The following is a 22738-nucleotide window of genomic DNA, read 5'->3' on the forward strand; positions in this document are numbered from 1 at the left end:
TTAGTAAATTCACTTTGGAGATTTACAGTCACTAAAAGAAACCGAGTTTTTATGCTCGATTTTCAAGAATGGGCTAATGTTCTATATCTTACAATATTCAGAAAATATTGTGATGATCTAAATTGATATATGAAAGTTTTTAGATGTGTTTTAACTGAGGATTTTTAAATTAACCAAAAGGTCGATAAAGCTTGAAACCCAGTCATAGAGATATATCTGGCTAACTGACTACAAAATAGCTATTCCCAGTTTTGCCGACTAGACTATCTACTCAGGATATATAACTGAGAATAATTGCTGTGGAATAAAAGCATCCGTAAATCCGCAATTTTATTGTCTTAACCTTTTGCTAGCTAATTCTTAATCTAACTGGGATAATTTTAGGTTGCTCAATTAAGAACTAACACGAAAAATTAGATCCGTAGATGTCTTCTGGCAACCATTAAAAATAGTGGTTTGGAAGGCAAGTTTTATGATGTCCATGTTGATATGGCGATCGCTCTAACTGCGAATTACATCTTTGCTTTGCAGTTAACTTTGTTTTACTGGCAATAAAAATGGCATTAACACTTCAAATCCTCCACGCTTCCGATTTTGAAGGTGGCATTGACGCTGCCGGTACTAGCCCTCAGACTTCTGATGCTGTTCGTTTCTCAGCAGTACTAAATCGCCTGCGGACTAATACCAACACAGATACATTGGGAGTCCCAGCTAATGTATTGGCAAATACTTTAACTCTTTCTTCTGGGGATAACTATATTCCCGGTGTATTTTTAAATGCTTCCAGTGACACCAGTCTAAATAATGTTGGAGGTTTAGGAACTTCTTCGGCTCCAGTTATTGGACGGGGTGACATTGGTATCCTCAACGCCTTTGGTATCCAAGCTTCTGCCTTAGGAAACCATGAATTTGACTTGGGTGTTAGACAAGTCCGCGACATTCTCCGCAATGGTTCTGGCAATCCGGGGACAAATTTTCCTTACCTGAGTGCTAACTTAGATTTCAGTTCAGAAATAGCTGATCCCATAAACAATCTTGATGGGGCGATCGCAGCTTCAGATTTAGCTACTAATCAAGATACCGCAGAAGCGAGTTCTATTCCCCGACAAATTGCGAAGAGTACGGTAATTACTGTTGCTGGCGAAGATGGAATTATTGGTAACGCGGATGACCAACAAATCGGGATTGTGGGAGCCACTACACCTCTGTTAGCAACTATTTCTAGTACTGGACGTGTGGTAGTCACTCCTGGTAATCCTACTGATTATGCTGCCTTAGCGGCATCAATTCAAACCCAAGTTGATACATTAACAGCAGCGGGAGTTAACAAAATAGTTCTGCTGGCGCACATGCAGCAGTTAGATATTGAAGTCGAAGAACTTGCTCCTCGATTACAAAATGTCGATGTAATTGTTGCGGGTGGTTCCCACACTGTGGCGGCTGATAATACTGATCCTGTGCGAACAGGTGATACTCCTGGAGCTACTTACCCAATTATTAAGACTTCCGCCAATAATCAACCTGTACTGGTGGTCAATACAGACGCTAATTATCAGTATGTTGGGCCTTTGGTAGCTACTTTTGACGATTTGGGAGTTATCCAAACTAACAGCTTAGATCCCAATATTAACGGGGCTTACGCTACCGATCAAGCTGGTGTAGATCGAGTTTACGGTGTTACCAACTTTGATCCGGCTAGTGATATTTCTGCCTTCACAAATGCTGCCGCTAATACAGAGCATCAAAAAGTAGTAGCCATTACTGATGGTATCCGCGATGTCATTGCCAGCAAAGATAATTTGATTGTGGGCAATGCGAGTGTTTTCCTCAATGGTACCCGCACCGATGTTCGCACTCAGGAAACTAATTTTGGGAATTTGACAGCAGATGCCAATTTGTGGCAAGCGCGTCAGATTGACCCGACGGTGGTGATTTCGCTAAAGAACGGGGGAGGTATTCGAGACAACATTGGTGTAGTTGATGGATCTGGTGGTGCGATCGATCCATCTGGAGTCGCCAAATTACCAACCCAACCCAGTGCTTTAGCACCGAATGAGCAAACTGGAGACATTTCTCGCTTGGATGTGGAAAATGCTCTGCGGTTTAATAATGCTCTTAGCCTAATTACTGTCACCGCCCAGCAGCTAAAGTGGTTGTTGGAACACGGCGTAGCAGCAACAGCACCAGGACGTTACCCGGTGGCGGCGACCTTGATTACAACGATATCATCGTCCGCGTCAATTTGAGCATCATTTAAAACTGCGGATATTACGGTGGCCTTTGCAAAAAAACGCCCATTCCCCAGTTCCAATTTTTAAAGCACTCTAATATTTGGAATCTACTTCAGAAACTATGCTAACTACAAGCACAATTCGCTTTTCTCAGTTCAATGCTTCCCTGAACCGTAATGCAGAAGGTCAGTTAGTAACCGACCTGTCTACCCCTGACAATGCCCAAGCAAAAGTTGTTGCAGAAATCATCCAGCGTAATAACCCGGATGTATTACTAATTAATGAGTTTGACTACTCCCCGGAGGCAGTTCAGTTATTCAAGCAAAATTACCTTGCAGTTAGCCAGAATGGTGCAAATCCTGTTGATTACCCTTACTTTTACATTGCCCCTTCCAACACGGGTATCGCCTCTGGGTTTGACTTGAACAACAACGGCGCAGTAGTTACAACCCCAGGCGAACCGGGATATGGGGATGATGCCTTCGGATTCGGTAACTTTCCTGGTCAATTTGGGATGTTGCTACTGTCCAAATATCCCATTGACACAGCTAACGTCCGTACCTTCCAAAACTTCCTCTGGAAGGATATGCCCAATGCTTTGCTTCCCGATGATCCTACAACACCACAGCCAAATGATTGGTATTCTCAAGATGAACTGGAAGTTTTTCGTTTCTCCTCCAAAAGTCATTGGGATGTACCAATCCAGGTAAATGGCGAGACAATTCATGTCCTCGCCAGCCATCCCACACCCCCAACCTTTGATGGGCCAGAAGACCGCAACGGTAAGCGCAACCATGACGAAATCCGCTTTTGGGCAGACTATATTACTCCTGGTAAAGGTAATTATATTTACGACGATCAGGGGAAAACGGGCGGTATTGCTGCTGGCTCAAGCTTTGTGATTGCGGGCGATCAAAATGCAGATCCCTTGGATGGTGATAGTTTTGACAACGCTATTCGCCAACTGTTGCAAAATCCCAATATCAATACTAATGTCATTCCTAGCAGTCTGGGTGGGCCTCAACAAGCAGAGTTGCAGGGTGGTGCAAACGCTATCCAAAAGGGTAATCCCAGCTTTGATACCGCAGACTTTGCTGATACGGCTCCCGGAAACCTGCGGACTGATTACGTGCTACCCTCTGCTGACCTGACAATTGCCAACTCAGCAGTATTCTGGCCACTGAATACTGACCCAACGTTCCCCTTGGTAGGTACTTTTCCTTTCCCCAGTTCTGACCATCGCTTAGTATTTACAGATGTGCAAACTGGGCCAAATGAACCAGGTAAAACCATTCCCAGTATAGGATTCCAGGGGCAGTCAACTTTCGTTACTGGCTTTATTCCTGGTGGTGCAGCAGGAACTGTGAATGGGGTACAGACTCCATTGGGTGGACTATCTGGTGTAACTTACGATGCTGTTAACAATCGCTACTACACTATCTCAGACGATCGCTCCCAATTTGGCCCCGCCCGCTTCTATACTTTCACTGCTGATACCGAGGTAACTTTTACCAATGTCACGCCTCTGAAAGATAGTAATAGCAACTTATTTGAAACATTTAGTATTGACCCAGAAGGCATTGCTTTAACTAACAATGATACTGTTTTCATCTCTTCTGAAGGTGAAGTTAATCTTGGTGCAGGTCGAGTTAGCGATCCCTTTATTAAGGAATTTTCCCTAACAACAGGGCAACAATTGCGTAGGCGTAGCCAGCCGGAGGCATCGCTACCTGTCCCCAGCAAATTCTTACCAGTAGTTGAAGATACCAACGCCAACGGTATTGTAGATGCAGGTGACACGCAGACATCAGGTGTTTACAATAATTTGGGATTTGAAAGCCTCACCATTACACCAGACCAAAAAACCCTATTCACCGCCACTGAAAACGCCCTATCCCAAGATGGATTAAGGGCTTCGCTCACCAGTGGCAGCCCTTCCCGGATTCTGCAATACAATTTAGTAAGTGGACAGCCAGAAAAAGAATACCTGTATATCACTGATGCGATCGCTGATGTACCCAACCCAAGCACAGGCTTTGCTGACAATGGTTTAGTGGATTTACTTGCGATCGACAACCGTGGCACTTTGCTAGCCTTGGAACGCTCTTTTTCTGCGGGTGTCGGTAACACCATCAAAATCTACGAAATTTCTTTGCAAGGTGCAACAGACATTAGTTTCTACGATTCTCTGAATAATTTGAGTACTGAGCAATTAGCAGCTATCCAACCCGCGCAAAAACGTCTGCTGTTAAATTTAAATGATCTGGATTTGCCTAACGGTACAGATAACATCGAAGGCATCACCTTTGGCCCCAAATTAGCAGATGGTCGTCAGTCGATTGTGCTGGTAAGTGATAACAACTTCAACCAAAGCCAATTTACCCAAATTCTTACGCTGGATGCAGGCTTAGTTTCAACTGCTGCACCCACAGTAGAAACTCGTCCCGATTTGTTGGATGATGAGACACTGGCAGTTGATCAACGGGCTGATGCTGATGATCCTGCCATTTATGTTAATGCCACAAATTCTGCCGATAGCCTAGTATTGACCTCAGTGAAAAATGGCGGACTGCGGGTTTATGACTTGTCTGGTAATTTGTTAGAAACAGTTAATCCTGGTGGTATTCGCTACAACAACATTGATCTACAATACGGTTTCAAATTAGGCAATCAATCTGTTGATATTGCCGTAGCTAGCGATCGCGGCAATGATAAATTAGCAATCTTCAAAATTAACCCCAACCCTGGCGCTGAGGGCAACTATCTAGAAGACATTACCGACAGCAACCTTGGCACTCTCTTCCAAGCAGCACCTTTTGCAGAACCTTATTCCTCATCTTCTCGGAGTGCTTACGGACTGGCATTGTACCGTAGTCCAATCACCAATGATTATTATGTCTTTGCTAATCGCCGAGAAACTGGAGATGTAGCTCAGTTCAAACTAATTGACAAAGGTAATGGCAAAATTGGCATTGAACGGGTGCGAGAATTTACTGTACCGACAATTGAAGGACGCGATCCGCAAACAGAGGGTATGGTAGTAGACCAGGAAACTGGTTTCCTTTACATCGGCCAGGAAAATATCGGTATCTGGAAGTTCCAAGCAGAACCAAACGGTGGCACAACTGGCAAGCTAATTGATCAAGTCAGAGATTTAGGTGGTAATTATCTCACCGATGACGTAGAAGGACTGACTATTTATTACGGCAAAAATGGCACAGGCTACTTATTAGCATCTAGCCAAGGCGACAACACCTTTGTTGCTTACACTCGTGAAGGTAACAACGAATACGTGGGTAACTTTGCGGTTGGTAACAATGGGGCAATTGACAGCGTACAAGAGTCAGACGGTGCAGATGTAATTAACGTACCACTGGGGCCTAACTTTCCATTTGGTTTATTTGTCACTCAAGATGGCTCCAATGAACCTGCCACAATAGTCAGCGATGAAGGTGAAGAGGAAAATATCAGTTCTAACTTCAAGCTTGTACCTTGGGAAAATATTGCCAATGCCTTCCCCAATTCTCTAACTATTGACACCACTAGTTACGATCCACGCAATCCTGTTGCTCAACCCAAGCTGACTATCTATGAATTTGAAAACTTACCCAAGTTAGGAACAACCTCTGAAAATCAAGATATTTTCTTAGGTGGTTTCTCTGGGTTGTATTTTCAAGGGTTTGCAGCAAATGGGAATCTGAAGTTTGTCACTCACACAGACAGGGGCCCCAATGGAGAACCTGATGGTTTCAACAGACCATTTTTATTGCCAGAATTTCAACCAGAAATAGTCAGCTTTGAACTCAATCGCACTACAGGTGAAATCAACATTACCAATAGAACTGGATTATTCCGCCAAGATGGGACAACACCATTAACTGGATTGCCTAACCTGCAAGGAGTAGCAAATGGTTTGGCTTACACAGATGAAATTGCCGTTGACTTAGACAAGAATATCTTAGCTAACGATCCTTTAGGTGCTGACTTAGAAGGAATTGTAATTGCGGAAAATGGTGACTATTGGATGGTAGATGAATACCGTCCGGCAATTTATCACTTTGATGTTAATGGTAAACTGAGCGATCGCTTTATTCCTCAAGGAACTGCCACAGCGCCCAACCCAGATCAACCCGTCGGAACTTTTGGTACTGAGGTATTGCCGGAGGTTTATGCTCAACGCCGCAATAACCGGGGATTTGAAGCTGTAGCCCTGGAAGGTACTAAATTATACGCTTTTATTCAGAGTCCAATTGATAATTCAGATGTCGCCAATGATGCGACTTCTAAAGCTTCTCTCAACTTGCGAATTCTAGAGTTTGATATTGTCACCAAGCAAGTAACAGCAGAGTATTTATATCTCCTGGAAGGTCTACAGGCAACTGACAAAATTGGCGATGCAGTATCTTTAGGTAACGGCAAATTTGCAGTAGTTGAGCGAGATGATAATGGTACATCTGCTGGCAATAAACTAATTTATCAAATTGATTTAGCCGGGGCAACCAACATCAATAATCCTGCTAACTTTACCTTGCCAGCTGATAAAACCATAGAACAACTTACTGCTGCGGAGTTAGCTACTGCCAATATTAACCCTGTCACCAAGAGTTTAATTGCTAATGCTGCTCAGTTGGGTTACACCGGAGTCGAAAAATTAGAAGGTCTGGCACTGGTAGCACCCAACACCCTAGCTTTGATTAATGACAACGACTTTAATGTTGCAGGCAATACACCTGCTCAGAAACTCGGTATTTTGGAACTACCCAATAACCTAACAGTTATAGAGCCTACTTTCTTGAACGGTTTTGGTTCTAGCAACAGCGATACTGTCAATCTTGAGCCTGGACAATTCTTTAATGCAGGTGACGGAGCAGACTTTGTAGAGGGTACTAAAAATAATACAATCTTGGCTGGAAACGGTGATGACATCGTGCTTGCAGGGAGTGACTCTTCAATATCCGGGAATGATGGTGATGATCAGATATTTATTGGTCAAAATGGCCCAGCTCAAAATACCAATGCTGATGGTGGCAATGGTGATGATCTGATTGTCGTGGTGGAAGCTAGTGGTAGTAACAATTTGTTTGGTGGGGCAGGTGATGATACTTTCACAGTAATTGAAGGTTCTCGTCAATCATTATTTGGTGGCTCAGGCAATGATACCCTGAGCAGTGGCGGTAGCAATAACCGTCTCTACGGTGGTTCTGAAGATGACAAATTTTTCTCCAATGTCAATGATTCGCTATTTGGTGACGATGGTGATGATGTGCTATTTGCTGGTCAACAGGGTAATAATCGCCTAAGTGGTGGTGCTGGTACTGACCAGTTCTGGATTGCTAATGGTAGTCTGCCAATTAGTAAAAATATTATTGCTGATTTTACAATTGGGATTGATAAAATCGGGCTGGGTGGTATTGGCGTAACTCAATTTTGTCGGTTAACACTGTTGCAACAAGGTAGTGATACTTTGGTGAAAACAGGAAATACAGAGTTGGTTTCATTACTAGGAATTACCTCAACTAGCCTAACTGCAAATGACTTTGTTTTCTCTCCTAGCGTCGTGGCTTAGTTTGTTGCCTAGCGTCATCTCAATCCTAAATCATTTTTGAACAACAAGATCCCCGACTTTTTAAGAAGCCGGGGATCTAAATATTTCACATTTTGCAAATATTTTAATTAATTTATAAGCCCTTATAAGTAGCAGTGAAATTGATGCGATCGCTAGCCAATTAAAATTAAAATAAGCAAGTTTTATTTTTTGATAATTATCAAAAAATCATTAGCCAAGCAAAATATAAATATGCTTGACTTGTTGACACCAATGGCATTGCCATATTACTACAAATATCTACGGTGAATGATTTTTTATGTAATTAATCCAAGCAGATTGTCATAAATATTACTTTTTTACTTGTGTAGATTTTAATCATTTCTTCCGGTTAGCTTATTGTTTTCTTAATCTTCTAATGAAAACATCTTTACTGCTAGCTAAGTTACCTCATAACTACTAGCGTTTGGACGAAATCGGACTTAACGGGCTTTTCTAAACTATATTTTTGTAATTCTGAGATTTTCCCGTAACTCCGCTTTCTAGCGTGAGAACATGATTTATTTTTCCCACAAGTAATGCAATCAGAGAACTTGAATACTTTGTGGTGCAGTTAAATCCAATACCCAAACAACATTCTAAATTATGGCAATTGAGTTAGTCGGCTTTGCTTCTTTACCTGCTGATACCTTTAGTGATGGGCCAGTTTCTGGTGAGGAAATCTCAGCCAATGGCAGAACGGGGCCTTTCCCAGGACAGCCAATACAGGGCTTCAGTGGCGTACAGTTTGCTAATAATGACTCTTTATACTTTCTGTCAGATAATGGTTACGGCAGCAAAGATAATAGTGAAGATTTTCTGTTACGCATCCATCGTCTAGACCCGAATTTTAAGGGAACAGAAAATGGAGATGGCACTGTTAAAGTTTTAGACTACATTCAACTGTCTGATCCCGATAACAAGATTCCTTTCCAAATAGTTAATGAAGGAACTTCTGAAAGATTACTGACTGGTGCAGATTTTGATATAGAGTCATTCGTCTTTGATAAAGACGGGACAATCTGGGTTGGAGAGGAGTTTGGCCCCTATCTACTACATTTTGATGCTACTGGTAAGCTGTTAGAGGCTCCCGTTGCTACACCCGACCAATTCAAAACTTTAGATAGAGAAGCACCTAAAGTCATTGGTCACAGAGGCGCAAGTGGGGATCTTCCAGAACATACCCTAGAGGCATATAAGCAGGCAATTGCAGACGGCGCTGATTTTATTGAGCCAGACTTAGTAGTTACAAAAGATGGAGTATTAATTGCTCGTCATGAGCCTGCTTTGGCAATTTTGAACGCTGATGGCACTCTTAATTTAAGCAATACAACCACAGACGTTTACGATATTACCAAGTATCCACAGTTTGCCGATCGCAAGAAAACAGTCAGCCTCGATGGAACTGAAATCACAGGTTGGTTTGCTGAAGACTTTACTTTAGAAGAAATCAAGACTTTAAGAGCGATACAGCGTGTACCTTTCCGCGACCAATCCTTCAATGGTCAATTTGAAATTCCCAGCCTCGCCGAAATCATCGACTTGGTTAAAGAAGTTGAAACCGAGACAGGTAAAAAGATTGGCATCTATCCTGAAACGAAGCATCCCACCTATTCTGCCGAAGAAGCCACATACGTAGGCACCACCGAGAAAATTAACAGAAACATTAGTGAGATACTGATCGATACACTCAAGGCTGAGAACTTCACCGATCCAAGTCGGATCTTCATCCAGTCCTTTGAAGTAGGTAATCTTAAGGATCTAAATGATCGCATTATGCCAGAAGCAGGAGTGGATATTCCACTCGTCCAACTTCTAGATGCATCTGGCATTGAGCTAAATGGTACGCTCATAGAAACTCAGCCTTATGATTTTGAAGTCAGCAATGATCCTCGTACTTATGGTGATTTACGGACTCCACAAGGCTTGGCTGAAATTGCCACCTATGCTGATGGCATTGGCCCTTGGAAACGGATGATTGTTAGTGTCAAAGGTACTGATGCTAATGGTGATGGATTGGCAGATGATGTCAATGGGGATGGAGCAGTAAATGATGCTGATAAGACAACGTTACCTCCCACGACTTTAATTCAAGATGCTCACAATGCAGGCTTACAAGTTCATCCCTACACCTTTCGGGACGAAGACCTATATTTAGCCGCAGATTACCAAGGTAATCCAGAACTAGAATATCAACAGTTCTTCCAATTAGGGGTAGATGCACTCTTCACAGACTTCCCAGATACAGGGGATAAAGTCCGAGATTTCTTGAGTGATCCTCAGAATAACTTAGTGCGATCGCCACAAAACCCCGATGTACTTGCAGGAGATGCTTTTGCTAACTTGGGTGGCTCCAGAGGTTTTGAAGGCGGAGCAATCAACGCCAGCAAAACCAAACTCTATATGCTGCTAGAGGGTACGGTTCAGGGTGATCCTGCTGGTGCTTTGCGGATTAATGAATTTGATATCGCTAGCCGTGATTACACTGGTAAAAAACTTTACTACAAGCTGGAAAATCCTGCATATGCGATCGGCGATTTAGCTGTCATTAATGACAATGAATACTTAGTCATTGAGCGCGATGGTGGTCAAGGGGCTGCGGCTGAATTTAAGAAGATTTACAAAATAGATTTGTCTAAAACAGACTCTAATGGCTACGTAGTCAAAGAAGAAGTTGCAGACTTGTTAAACATTCAAGACCCCAACGACCTCAATGGCGATGGTAAAACCACCTTTGACTTTCCGTTTGTAACAATTGAAAATGTTTTAGTTGTTGACAAAAACACCATTTTGGTAGCTAATGACAACAACTATCCCTTCTCAACAGGTCGTCCTGGAGATGATCCTCAAAATCCAGTCATAGACAACAATGAAATAATTCTCCTAAAACTGGAAAATTCCCTTAACCTTGCTCCTGGTTTAAATCAACCTCAATCTGAAGCAATTAAATTTGGCTCCACTACTAGCGATAATATTGCAGTTCAACCAAATCAAACCTTATTTACAGGTGACGGAGCAGATTTTGTCGAGGGTAATAAAGGTAACACCATCCAAACTGGTAACGGCGATGACACGGTGCTTGTGGGTAGTGACTCTTCAGTGTCCACAGGAGACCGTAATGATCAGATATTTATTGGTCAAAACGGCCCGGCTCAAAATACCAGTGCTAATGGTGGTAATGGTAATGATGCGATCGCTGTAGTTGAAGCTAGTAGTAATAATAATCTATTTGGGGCAGCAGGTGCTGATACCCTCACAGTAATTGAAGGTTCTCGTCAATTATCCTTCGGTGGCTCAGGTAACGACACCCTCACCAGTAACGGTAACAATAACCGTCTCTATGGTGGTTCTGGAGATGACAAACTTTTCTCCAGTATCAATGATTCCCTATCTGGTGGCGATGGTGATGATGTGCTATTTGCCGGTCAACAGGGCGGTAATCGCCTGAGTGGTGGTACTGGTGCTGACCAATTCTGGATTGCTAACGCCAGTCTGCCAACTAGCAAGAACATTATTACTGACTTTACAACTGGGATTGATAAAATCGGGCTGGGCGGTATTAGCTTCACGCAGCTTCGTACTTTAGAGGTATTCCAAGCAGGTAGTGACACTATCGTGAAAACTGGAAATATAGAGTTGGTTTCATTGCTGGGAATTACCTCAGCTAGCCTTACAGCAAATGATTTCACTTTTTCTGCTAGTGTCGTGGCATAGTTCTTAATTTTTCAATTTCATTAGCTTATTTAGCAAAGATTTGCAACCTCATCTCGCTTGCGGGATGGGGTTTTTTAGATAATAACTTTTACTGGTAAGTTGATCCAGCAATCCCAAACAATTTGTGAAAAGCAAACAAAAAATATTATTTTGATTAGCAAAAACTAAATTCAACTCCTCATTTAACTAAATAAAAGAACATCATTATCGTAGAGGGGTAGCATTATTTGATGCTGGGGTATTAGATAGACCAAATATTAATTAAATTAGTGAATTTACTGAAGCCAATTGTTGATTGTATTTCATAAATTAGGGCAAACAAATAGTAACTATTGATAAGTAAGATTATGACAGATAAAGTTTTGGATTTTGTAGAATTTCAAAAAGATGATATAGACGGTGTTGATGGGCTTGCTAATGCTAGATCCGTCACAGTCAGTCCCGACGGTAAATTCCTCTATGCAGCTGGATATAATGACTCGGCAGTAGCAGTGTTTGCACGGAATACGGAAACAGGCAAGCTGAGTTTTGTGGAATTCAAAAAAGATGACATCGATGGTGTTGATGGGCTTGCTAGTGCTACATCCGTCACAGTCAGTCCCGACGGTAAATTTCTCTATGCAACTGGATCTGGTGACTCGGCAGTAGCAGTGTTTGCACGGAATGCGGAAACAGGCAAGCTGAGTTTTGTGGAATTCAAAAAAGATGGCATAGATGGTGCTGATGGGCTTGCTGGTGCCGAGTCCGCCACAGTTAGCCCCGATGGTAAATTCCTCTATGCATCTGGACTTAGTGACTTGGCAGTAGCAGTGTTTGCACGGAATGCGGAAACAGGCAAGCTGAGTTTTGTGGAATTCAAAAAAGATGGCATAGATGGTGTTGATGGGCTTGCTGGTATCTACTCCGTTACAGTCAGTCCCGACGGTAAATTTTTGTATACAACTGGATTTGGTGACTCAGCAGTAGCGGTGTTTGCACGGAATACGGAAACAGGCAAGCTGAGTTTTATAGAATTCAAAAAAGATGGCATAGATGGTGTTGATGGGCTTGCTGGTGCCGATTCCGCCACAGTCAGCCCCGATGGTAAATTCCTCTATGCATCTGGATATAATGAATCGGCAGTAGCAGTGTTTGCACGGAATACAGAAACAGGCAAGCTGAGTTTTGTAGAATTCAAAAAAGATGGCATAGATGGTATTGATGGGCTTGCTAGTGTCGAATCTATCACTGTCAGCCCCGATGGTAAATTCCTCTATGCAGTTGGATACGATGACTCAGCAATAGCGGTGTTTGCAAGGAATGCGGAAACAGGCAAGCTGAGTTTCCTGAAAGTTCAAAAAGATGGCATAGACGGTGTTGATGGGCTTGGTGGTGCCTTCTCTGTCACTGTCAGCCCCGATAGCAAATTCGTCTATGTTACTGGAGCTGATGACTCGGCACTAGTAGTCTTTAATAGTCCTCCCAACAATGTGCCAGTCTTGTCCAAGGCGATCGCTGATCAAGAAGCCACTGAAGATAGTGTCTTCAACTTCACTGTTGCAGTTGACACCTTCAGCGATGCAGATGTTGGAGATATCCTGACTTACACTGCAACTCTGGCAAATGATGATTTACTACCGACTTGGTTGAACTTCAATCCTACTACCCTTACCTTCAGTGGCACTCCGACAAATAACGATGTGGGTAGTCTAGACATCAAAATTATCGCTGAAGATATTGCTGGAGATGAAGCCAGTGATGTATTTACACTTGCAGTTGCCCAAAAGAATTTTGAACCGACAAATTTGATATTTACCGCTATCAGCGATGACGACAATAATGATGACGATGATGACGATAGTGGTAGTGGCGACGGAGATGATGATGACGATGATGATCAAAAAATCATTGGTTTCTTCACCACTATTGACCCAGACCAAGACGATGAACACACTTATAGTTTAGTAGCGGGTAATGGCCATACTGATAATGGTGCATTCCTCATTGAGGGAGATAGCTTAAAAATTAAATCTGACGCGACTAAATCTAGTTACAATATCCGCGTCCGCACTACTGACCTTGGTGGACTTTCTTTCGACAAGGATTTAGCTGTTAATATTGATGGCTTTGGGTTTACTATAAATACCCAGATAACAACTATTTTCCAACTGGTCAATATTACTCAGAATATCTTTGTAGTCAACAGTAAAGTTAAGGGTGGCAAAGGAAAACTCTCTATTAAGATTAAAAACAACAGCGCTAAAGAGGTGAATGAACTGTGTGTATTTGCTGTTGACGATGATGAAGGTAGAATTAACGGCATAGCACCTGGTGCAGAGGGTTATACGCGAGTTGCTTTAGAGCGTTCAAAGGTGATTTTATCCTCCATTGCCAAACTGCCCAAGGGTTTTAAAAACGATGACCTGAAAAATATCTTAGAATTCGAGTCTGGTACGAAACTCAGATTCTATCTGGTATCCAACAGTACCACTCAGGCTGTACTGTCTGGAAAAACTTCTTTCTCAAGTGTCGTTTTTTCCTCAGCTACAAATAACAGCACAGCAGAGGAAGGGTTTTCTCTCAACTTCCAGAATTTCACGGTGACGGTTCAGGCAACAGAAGAAGAGGTATCTTTAGGTACTAGCCAGCAAGGCAAATATCAAGGTGAACTGATTGATTTACGGAGTGTGACACAATTAGTAACAGCTGAGTTTGCAGTCAACAGAGAAGCATCTTACAACAACTTTGTCGGCTTCTATCAGGTGGCTGATGAGAATGGTGGTATTGACACTAATGGTGATGGCACAGCAGATATCCTCGTTGGCCAGGCTGGTTACGCCCAAGCTGCTGTACGTGGGCGTGTTGCAGGTATTGACTTGGCGGTAGACAACCAAGGTACTGCAAATTACACTGGCACTTTTGGACCGAATTCTCTATTTGCACCATTTATTATTGTCGATGGTAAACCCGATGCAATTCTTAATGGCAATGTCAATAAGAAGGTTTATTTCTCATTCTTGGGTGCTAACTCAGATAAGGTAGATCACATTCGCCTGTTAGGGAATAACACCTTTGGCTTTGAAGATTTACCAAATGGTGGTGACAAAGATTACAACGATGTCATTGTGCAGGTAAAATTCAGTGTCAATGCTGCTTGATATCAAAGACACGTAATTATTTAGTTAAATAAAATAACCTCATCCCGGTTGCGGATGGGGTTATTTTATGCGTGGTATGCAGATGGCCTCGATATTAATTAAACTAGTAAATTTACTGAAGGCAGTTATTATCTTTCCTTCATAAATTTAATAGTTGACCCCTCTACGGTGACAAAAAATCTTCACCTTTATTTTTCCAGTTAATTTTTATTAAATTAAGCTAGTAAAAAAGTGATGGAGAATTATTTAATAAATTAGGAATAGCGCTGTTTACTAAGGAACGCTTACTCTCTTTCGCCATCGGTGATCCTGTCAATGCCTATAATACATTTGTAAAAAATAGTTCAGAAATTTAAAGTTTTTTTTATTACATAATTCTTAATTAGGGTATTTACTTAGGAAAGCATCTATGATAGTTTCATGTTGATTATCATAAATTAATATGCGACGCTAAGTTTAACAACCGCGTTTCTTTGCCTTAGTTTGATGATGAGTATCCATCTTACATACTTGCAATCCTAAATATTTCTTTCGAATTTGTATAAATTATGTAAGATAAACTAAGTGATAACTTGTCGTCGAGTGATTTACACTATCTTTCTTTTTTTGAACAACGCATAACAGTTATCACCTGTGAGATGAATATATGTCTGCAATTAGACTAATCTACTCTCTGTACTTTTACGTATTTAGCTACACTGAATGTCACGAAAATCTTGACACTGCTGGCATAATACCAAAAACTACTACTGTTAGTAAAAGAGATACTCTCTAACTCGCAACTTTATTTCTCACTTTTACTTTTGACTTGTTTCATATGACTTATATTAAGAACACTTTCCTCGAATTTATCACTACCCTAGAAGGGTTCGATCATTTACCAGATGCAGCGATCGCTAATCTATCAGAACAGCTGCAAGCTTGGCGCTATCGCATAGGCCAAAAAATCATCGGGAAAGAAAGTCTCCCAGACCACATCACCATCATTTATGAAGGGCAAGTGCGCTTGTTGGGATATGACCCCCAGACGCAAATGCCAATCACCCTGAAATTACTGCAACCGGGGGAAATTATCGGCGAAATTGGTTTGTTGCGCGATGTCGCCTGTGAAACAGCGATCGCCTCTACCGAAGTAGTATGTTTAACCTTGAATGCATCGGCATATTTTAGCTTTCTGGCTTTATATCCAGCTTTCGCCAATGCTCGCAAGAACCACAGCTCTTTGGTGGAAGTTTTCGAGATTCTCAGCTCATATTGGAAGCAGCAACCACTGGCTACTTTAAATTTCAAAGAATTGGCAGAAAATGCCTTACCAGAGTCGAAAATCCATTACCTCCCTCCAGGGGCAACTCCATTCAACCAACTCGACAGTGAAAGAGTCTGGTTCGTGAGTGGCGGAGGTACAATAACGAATTTCGCACCTGGCGATCGCCTAGAATTGGACGATAACAGAAACAATATCCAGGTTATAAGTCAAAACCCCGCACGGTTGCTTGGTATACATCCGTCAAATTTGATACTGGAAGATAGTCCTCAGATAGAAATTGTAGTCAGGGACACCAGATCAGATAGCACAGAGGAATTGGATATTCCTTACGCATCAGACGAAATAGTTCCACAACCAGCCCCCCAGACTTCAAACACTGCGTCAAAACAGAAATATCCGTTTTTTAGTGGTAAGGGAGAATTAAATACAGCCTTCGCCTGCTTCCAAATGATCGCGAAGCACCTAGAAATGCCGTTTCGTCGAGAAGTAGTTCGCCGCATCTTAACTGAGCAAGTCAAACGTCAGGGCACTATATCGTTTCAAGTTAATGCTTACCTGGCAGAGTTAATCGGACTTAAAGCGCAGTTGATAGAGCTACCAGTCGCCTCAGTGACGCGCATTCCTACCCCAGCGCTGATTCGCTATGGTGATAATTTTGCCGTTTTATATGCAGCAGATGCAAATACTATGGTTGTGGGTGTGCCATCCCAAGGAATTGTACGCTGCAAACCTGCTCAATTGGTTGAACAATTAGATGTTGATCCAACCGACTTTCCGCCCAAAGTTAGAGTATTACTGCTGAGTGCTACCAAAGAAACGCCCCAAGAGCGTTTTAGTTTACGGTGGTTTATACCCTATTTATCACGCCACCGTCGAGTTCTGATAGAGGTCTTTGTCGCTTCCTTTTTCGTGCAGTTGGCAGCGTTGGCAAATCCTCTGGTGGTTCAGTTAATTATCGACAAAGTTATCACTCAAAATAGTATTGGCACACTACATATTTTAGGGATTTTGCTATTAGTAGTCGGGCTATTTGAAGCAGTGCTGACTACCTTAAGAACCTACTTATTTGTCGATACCACTAACCGGATCGACATGGGTTTAGGGTCGCAAATTATTGACCACTTATTACGTTTACCACTGCGCTATTTTGAACGCCGACCGGTGGGCGAACTTTCCACTCGCATCAACGAATTAGAAAATATCCGCCAATTCTTAACCGGTACTGCCTTAACAGTCGGGTTAGACGCTCTATTTTCGTTGGTTTATATCGGTGTGATGCTGATTTATAGTTGGCAACTCACCTTAGTAGGCTTAAGCACAATTCCAGTGTTTATCCTGATCACCTTAGTTGCTTCTCCCACCATTAGTAGGCAGTTACGTGGCAAAGCCGAACGCAACGCCGAAACTCAATCTTATTTAGTTGAGGTAATGTCAGGGATTCAAACAGTAAAAGCGCAAAATATCGAATTGCGATCGCGCTTTTCTTGGCAAGAGCGTTATGCTCGGTTTGTCGCCGCCGGTTTTAAAACCGTTGTGACTTCCACCCTCGCTAACTCCACCAGCAACTTCCTCAACAAACTCAGCAGCTTACTAGTTTTGTGGGTAGGAGCTTATTTAGTACTCCAAGGAGAATTAACTTTAGGCGAATTAATTGCCTTTAGAATTATATCGGGTTACGTCACCAGCCCAATATTGCGTTTAGCTCAACTGTGGCAAAGCTTCCAAGAAACAGCCTTGTCAATCGAACGTTTAAGCGATATTGTCGATACACCACAAGAAGGAGAAACAGACCGTTACAATATACCCTTACCTGCCATCAAGGGAGCAGTAAAATACGAAAATGTTTCCTTTCGCTTTGGCACAAGTGGCCCTCTGCAACTTTCTAATGTCAACCTCGAATTTGAGCCAGGGAAATTTATTGGCATTGTCGGCCAAAGTGGCTCTGGTAAAAGTACGATGATGAAATTACTGCTCAGACTTTACGAAACCGAGTCCGGCAGAATTTTGATTGATGGTTATGATATTGCCAAAGTAGAACTCTATTCACTGCGACGACAAATTGGCGTAGTTCCTCAAGAAACATTGCTGTTTGACGGCAGCGTTCAGGAAAATATTGCTTTAACCAATCCTGATGCGACAACCGAAGAAATTATCGAAGCGGCTCAAGTTGCGTGCGCCCACGAATTTATTATGAACTTGCCCAACGGTTACAATACACGGGTAGGAGAACGGGGTTCTGCACTTTCAGGTGGACAAAGACAAAGAATTGCGATCGCTCGCTCTGTTTTACAACGACCAAAATTATTAGTTTTAGATGAAGCAACCAGCGCATTAGATTATCCCACAGAACGGCAAATATGTCTTAATTTAGCCAAAGCATTCAAGGGTGACACAGTATTTTTTATTACCCATCGACTCAATACTGTAAGTAACGCAGACATGATTGTTGTGATGGATAATAGCAGAGTTATAGAAAAAGGTAGCCATCAAGAATTAATGGCTGCTAAAGGTCACTATTTCTACCTGTATCAGCAACAAGATGTAAACTTGTAATTAGGGGTTGCTGCGGGCATAGTGTGAATAAGCAGGGGGGCGAGGAGAAAAGGGAAAAATTCTTTTTCCCTGCCCCTTAATCAAAGGATTTTCAGTTTGATCAACATTCGATAGATTAGCAATAACTGTAGGGTGGGTACTATCACAAATATCAAAATCAAGGCTTTCCCATCGGTAAACAGTGCCTACTTTACAAAAAATCCAAAATCCAAAATCCAAAATTTAAAATCGTTATGACTCAACTTAATGGGAATCAGCTCAACACCAATCAGAAAAACGGTAATCACAAAAATGGAGTCAAGCAAGATTCACAGCTACTTACAAAACAACAGAAAGCTGCTCAACAGTCTTTAATCAACTCAAGTTCTAAGGAATTTGAGCAATCTATTGTCTTGCGCCAATCTCCAATTTGGTCGCGTACAATCATGATCACCCTAATGGCGCTAGCCTGCTTTGGAATTGCTTGGGCTTATATTGCCAAAATTGAGCAAGTAGTGCCAGCAACGGGGCAACTAAAGCCGGAGGGAACAATCAAAGAAGTTCAAGCTCCTGTTAGTGGAGTGGTGAAAACAGTTAATGTTAAAGATGGAGAACAAGTAAAGGCAGGAGATTTGCTGCTGACCTTTGATTCTATAGCCTCTTCTGCCGAATTAAATTCTTTGAACCAGATTCGCGTTGCATTAATTAAAGAAAACCAGATTTATCGCCGATTGATGCGAGCGAGTAGCGCCACGGAATCAGAACTATTATTTATGCGCGGGGATTTGCCGCCAGAAGCTACTTTTCTACTGAAAAGTCGCGCAGCATTAGTATCAGAAAATGACTTATTGCGGACTCAATTAAAAAATTCTGGCCAAGATTCTAGATTAGGAATTGATGAACAGCAGCGTCTACAAGTTGCCAAAAGAGAGTTAGATTCCCGCTCTGCGGCGGCGGAATTAGAGGTAGAAAAAACTAAGAAACAACTTTCTCAGAACCAAGTCAAATTAGAAGATACTAAATCAGGTTTAGCAATCCAACAGCAGATTTTAGATAAACTCAAAATACTAGCAGAAGAAGGCGGTATTTCCCAGCTTCAATATCTAAATCAGCAACAACAAGTACAAACTCTCGCGGCGGAAGTAGCACAACTAGGCGAAGAACAGAAACGCCTCCAGTTTGAGATTCAAAAAGGGCGGCAAGAGCTAAATAATACGGTAGCTGTTTCTGATAAAAACATTTTAGACAATATAGGTAATAACAAAACACGCATTGCCGAAATCGATAGTCAATTCACAAAAGTTCTCCTAGAAAATGAACAACGTTTGGCAGATGTTAATAGTAAAATCTCTCAAGCACAGTTAAACCTTAAATATCAAGAACTCCGTGCGCCTGTAGCTGGAACAGTTTTCGATTTGCAAGCAAAAAACCCTGGCTTTGTCGCGAATCCAACTACAAAACTGCTGCAAATTGTCCCAAATGAAAACTATATAGCTGAAGTTTTCATCACTAATAAAGATATTGGTTTTGTCCGAAAAGGCATGAAGGTAGATGTTAGAATTGATTCCTTTCCTTACAGCGAATTTGGCGATATCAAAGGTGAAGTAGCCGGGATAGGGTCAGACGCATTACCGCCAGACCAAACACATCAGTTTTATAGATTTCCGGCAAAAATTTCATTGGATAAACAATCCTTAGTGATTAGGGGTAAACCCGTCACCTTGCAATCAGGTATGTCTATCAGTGCCAATATAAAGGTACGCGAAGAACGAACTGTGCTTAGTTTATTCACCGAGTTGTTTACTAAGCAAATTGATACTCTTAAAGAGGTACGCTGAAGAAGGTAGGAGGCATACTGACTCTCTCGTTAATTTGTGAAAAGGATGTCTACACACAGAAGTGGGATTTTATATCCCTCTTCTGTCACTTTCCGACAGCGCAATCTCTAGACGATAATTAAGCAGGGAAATTGTACCAATTGTGGATCAGTGTCTCGTTCATCGCAAGTCACCACCACATCTGGATAAAAATACTTTTGCCCCGGTTCTACCTGAACTTTTACATCTACAATGTACACTTCGCAGGTGCGTAGGCGTAGCCCTTCGGCTGCGCTCAGGAACTACCCGTCGTAAACATCGGCTAAGGCATTATCTAGATTTAGGATAGCGAAAAATGGGTGTTCTCTTTTGGTATGACTATTCCCACATCCTCTGAACAGAATAAGCATCGAATTTTTTATCTCTGCTAATAATAATTAAGGAGTGATTGATAGCCTGTGCAATCAACATCCGGTCAAATGGATCGCCATGATGTTGCGGGAGATTCTGAACTTGAACTGTATCGGCAAAAGATATCGGAAGTATAAGGATATCTGAAGCGTCGAGCGCAGAACCTATCGTTTCATACCTCCGTTGAAGCGATAATTTGCCAAGGTTCAACTTGATGGCAATTTCCCAAAGACTAGCGATGCTGAGATAAACTATATCTGCGGTATTGATCATCATTCTCAGATTATCTGGAAGACTGGAGTCATTTTCAGTTAGCCAGATAAAGGCATGAGTATCTAAAAGGAAACCACTCATTCGATGTATTCTTTAAAAACTTCCAGAGGTTCATCAAAGTCATCAGGCAAAGGTAAAACAAAAGTTCCTTTTAAGATGCCAGAACGACGCTTTGTTTGTAGTAAACTCTCTTGGGAAACAGCTTTTGAATAATTCTCAACTAAATATTTTGCATAATGCAAGAGTTCTTGTTTAAGTGGCTCTGGCATTTGATCTAGTGTTTGTAAAATTTCTGCATCAATAGCCATAATTTCTCCTGAGAGTTTCTCCTGCTTGTAATTGTCTTTAAATTTAAAATTACTGCTCTACCAGTAGCTCTGGAGAGCTTGACACTGGCTACCAACAGATAACCTATGAAATTACCATCTCCACCGAAAACCGAGCAGCATAACTATGCTAATGGAACAACGCCTAAAGAAACTACTTGAACAAGTACAAGTGTTATTCGACTTAAGCACTATTCTGACCAAACAGAAAAACGTTAGCAAGTCCACGAACTTTATTATAAATTACGAATTATTTAAACTTTTCGCAATAATTCTCGAATCGCGATCGCACAATCACCAAAAGCTAAAGGTGAAATTGTCACATCTTCTGCAAGTATGCTCTCGCTGTGATATCCGTCTGGACTAGGGAGACGATACATATACAACTTGCGTCCATTAACATCTAAAATCCAGTATTCAATAATCCCTGACTTTGAGTATGTGATCGCTTTTACTTCTCGATCATATTTGAGACTGGAATCAGCTATTTCAATTAGTAAAAACACTTCGGAAGCATTGGGATGGTGATCCTCATAATCTAATGGATTCAGCTTCACCACTGAAATATCTGGTTCTGGTTCCGAATAATCGTCAAGTCGCACTGGTGACTGGATTCTTAATAAAACTTTGTCACCCAAACGTTGACGTAATAACCTTTCTGTGCGGGTAATTGCTGATTCGTGAGCAGTTCCTTTTGCTGACATTCTGATGATTTGTCCCGCGATTAATTCTAAGCGTTCTTCAGGATGAAAAATCCCCGTTTCCGCCATTTTGTGATATTCTTGAACACTAATTAGGCGAATATTGGTGAGCATAAGATTCACTTTAACGTCCTAACATTTTATCCCGCAGATGCTTTCTGGCGATCGCGCATGGAGAAGCTAACGGTTAGCCTGCTGGCGCTACAACCTCTGAAGTAACTCGTCATACTCTGTATGTGCGCCAATCCAGAACCAGTAAATGTGATCATCCTGCAACAAGCCAAGAACGCGGTAGTCTAAACTAACACGAGCTGAATAGATAGGTTGGCGCTGGCTAACTCGTTTGAACTGAAGACTATTGTGGTAAGGATCTGAACGCCAAAGAGCATAGGCTTTGGCCGCTTGTTCCTGAACTGATGCAGGAAGCTCATCAAGTTTCTTGCGATATACTTTCGTAACACTTGACTTCATTGCTCAGAGGGAAAAACGTCAGCTAAAGGAGTGATGTCGCCAGCAGCAATTTCCTGCCTTACCATATCAGCTAGACGATCCCACTGAGCATCTGTTGTAGATTCAAACTGAGCCTTCCATCTTTGCTCATCCTCTATCTCGGCAAGAAGACGAGCAGCGATCGCATCTTGTTCAGCAACAGGTAGAGTTTTAAGTTTGGCGATCGCACGCTCAAGTAACTCAGTCATGGCTACCACACTCTTAAAACGTAAATGGCATCTTATCCATTATCGCT

At 41.9% G+C, this 22738-nt stretch carries 11 protein-coding genes and 1 pseudogene; 6 read left to right on the plus strand and 6 right to left on the minus strand.

Going from position 1 to position 22738, the window contains the following annotated elements; translation table 11 throughout:
• The first annotated feature begins 557 nt into the window (after positions 1–557).
• From H6G96_RS14730 to H6G96_RS14755, 6 genes are all read left to right on the plus strand, one after another.
• On the plus strand, positions 558–2246 hold the full coding sequence (locus H6G96_RS14730; RefSeq protein WP_242063287.1) for a 5'-nucleotidase C-terminal domain-containing protein: 1689 nt from the start codon (positions 558–560) through the stop codon (positions 2244–2246).
• Between the two features lie 106 nt (positions 2247–2352).
• Positions 2353–7797: a phytase gene (locus H6G96_RS14735; protein ID WP_190912154.1), complete on the plus strand. Its 5445-nt coding sequence runs from the start codon at positions 2353–2355 to the stop codon at positions 7795–7797.
• Positions 7798–8418: 621 nt separating this feature from the next.
• A complete protein-coding gene (locus H6G96_RS14740) occupies positions 8419–11529 on the plus strand; it encodes an esterase-like activity of phytase family protein (RefSeq protein ID WP_347242235.1) in 3111 nt (1036 codons plus the stop codon).
• Between the two features lie 347 nt (positions 11530–11876).
• A complete protein-coding gene (locus tag H6G96_RS14745) occupies positions 11877–14666 on the plus strand; it encodes a beta-propeller fold lactonase family protein (protein WP_190912156.1) in 2790 nt (929 codons plus the stop codon).
• Between the two features lie 817 nt (positions 14667–15483).
• Positions 15484–18486 carry a peptidase domain-containing ABC transporter gene (locus H6G96_RS14750; RefSeq protein ID WP_190912157.1) on the plus strand — a complete coding sequence of 1001 codons (3003 nt, stop codon included), beginning with the start codon at positions 15484–15486 and terminating at the stop codon, positions 18484–18486.
• A gap of 233 nt (positions 18487–18719) precedes the next feature.
• Positions 18720–20303 (plus strand): HlyD family efflux transporter periplasmic adaptor subunit, encoded by a 1584-nt coding sequence (locus H6G96_RS14755; protein ID WP_190912158.1) that lies wholly within the window; start codon positions 18720–18722, stop codon positions 20301–20303.
• Between the two features lie 113 nt (positions 20304–20416).
• Here the strand turns inward: H6G96_RS14755 and H6G96_RS14760 are convergent.
• The 6 genes and pseudogenes from H6G96_RS14760 to H6G96_RS14785 all read right to left on the minus strand — a co-directional run.
• Positions 20417–20554, minus strand: a pseudogene (locus H6G96_RS14760) (Uma2 family endonuclease); the annotation flags it as partial.
• 106 nt (positions 20555–20660) lie between these two features.
• Positions 20661–21047: a type II toxin-antitoxin system VapC family toxin gene (locus H6G96_RS14765; RefSeq protein ID WP_190912159.1), complete on the minus strand. Its 387-nt coding sequence runs from the start codon at positions 21045–21047 to the stop codon at positions 20661–20663.
• The gene (locus tag H6G96_RS14770) at positions 21044–21274 is read right to left on the minus strand and encodes a DUF2281 domain-containing protein (protein ID WP_190912160.1); all 231 of its coding nucleotides are present in this window, start codon (positions 21272–21274) and stop codon (positions 21044–21046) included. Before H6G96_RS14770 ends, H6G96_RS14765 begins: the two co-directional genes overlap by 4 nt.
• A 272-nt stretch (positions 21275–21546) precedes the next feature.
• Entirely contained in the window at positions 21547–22107 is a 561-nt protein-coding gene (locus H6G96_RS14775; protein WP_190912161.1) for a Uma2 family endonuclease, read from the minus strand.
• An 87-nt stretch (positions 22108–22194) separates the two neighbouring features.
• Complete coding sequence (locus tag H6G96_RS14780; RefSeq protein ID WP_190912162.1) at positions 22195–22464, minus strand: hypothetical protein; 270 nt, start codon at positions 22462–22464, stop codon at positions 22195–22197.
• The gene (locus H6G96_RS14785; protein ID WP_190912163.1) at positions 22461–22691 is read right to left on the minus strand and encodes a hypothetical protein; all 231 of its coding nucleotides are present in this window, start codon (positions 22689–22691) and stop codon (positions 22461–22463) included. Before H6G96_RS14785 ends, H6G96_RS14780 begins: the two co-directional genes overlap by 4 nt.
• Between the last annotated feature and the right edge of the window lie 47 nt (positions 22692–22738).

It is taken from the genome of Nostoc sp. FACHB-892 (assembly GCF_014698795.1).
Taxonomy (GTDB): domain Bacteria; phylum Cyanobacteriota; class Cyanobacteriia; order Cyanobacteriales; family Nostocaceae; genus Nostoc.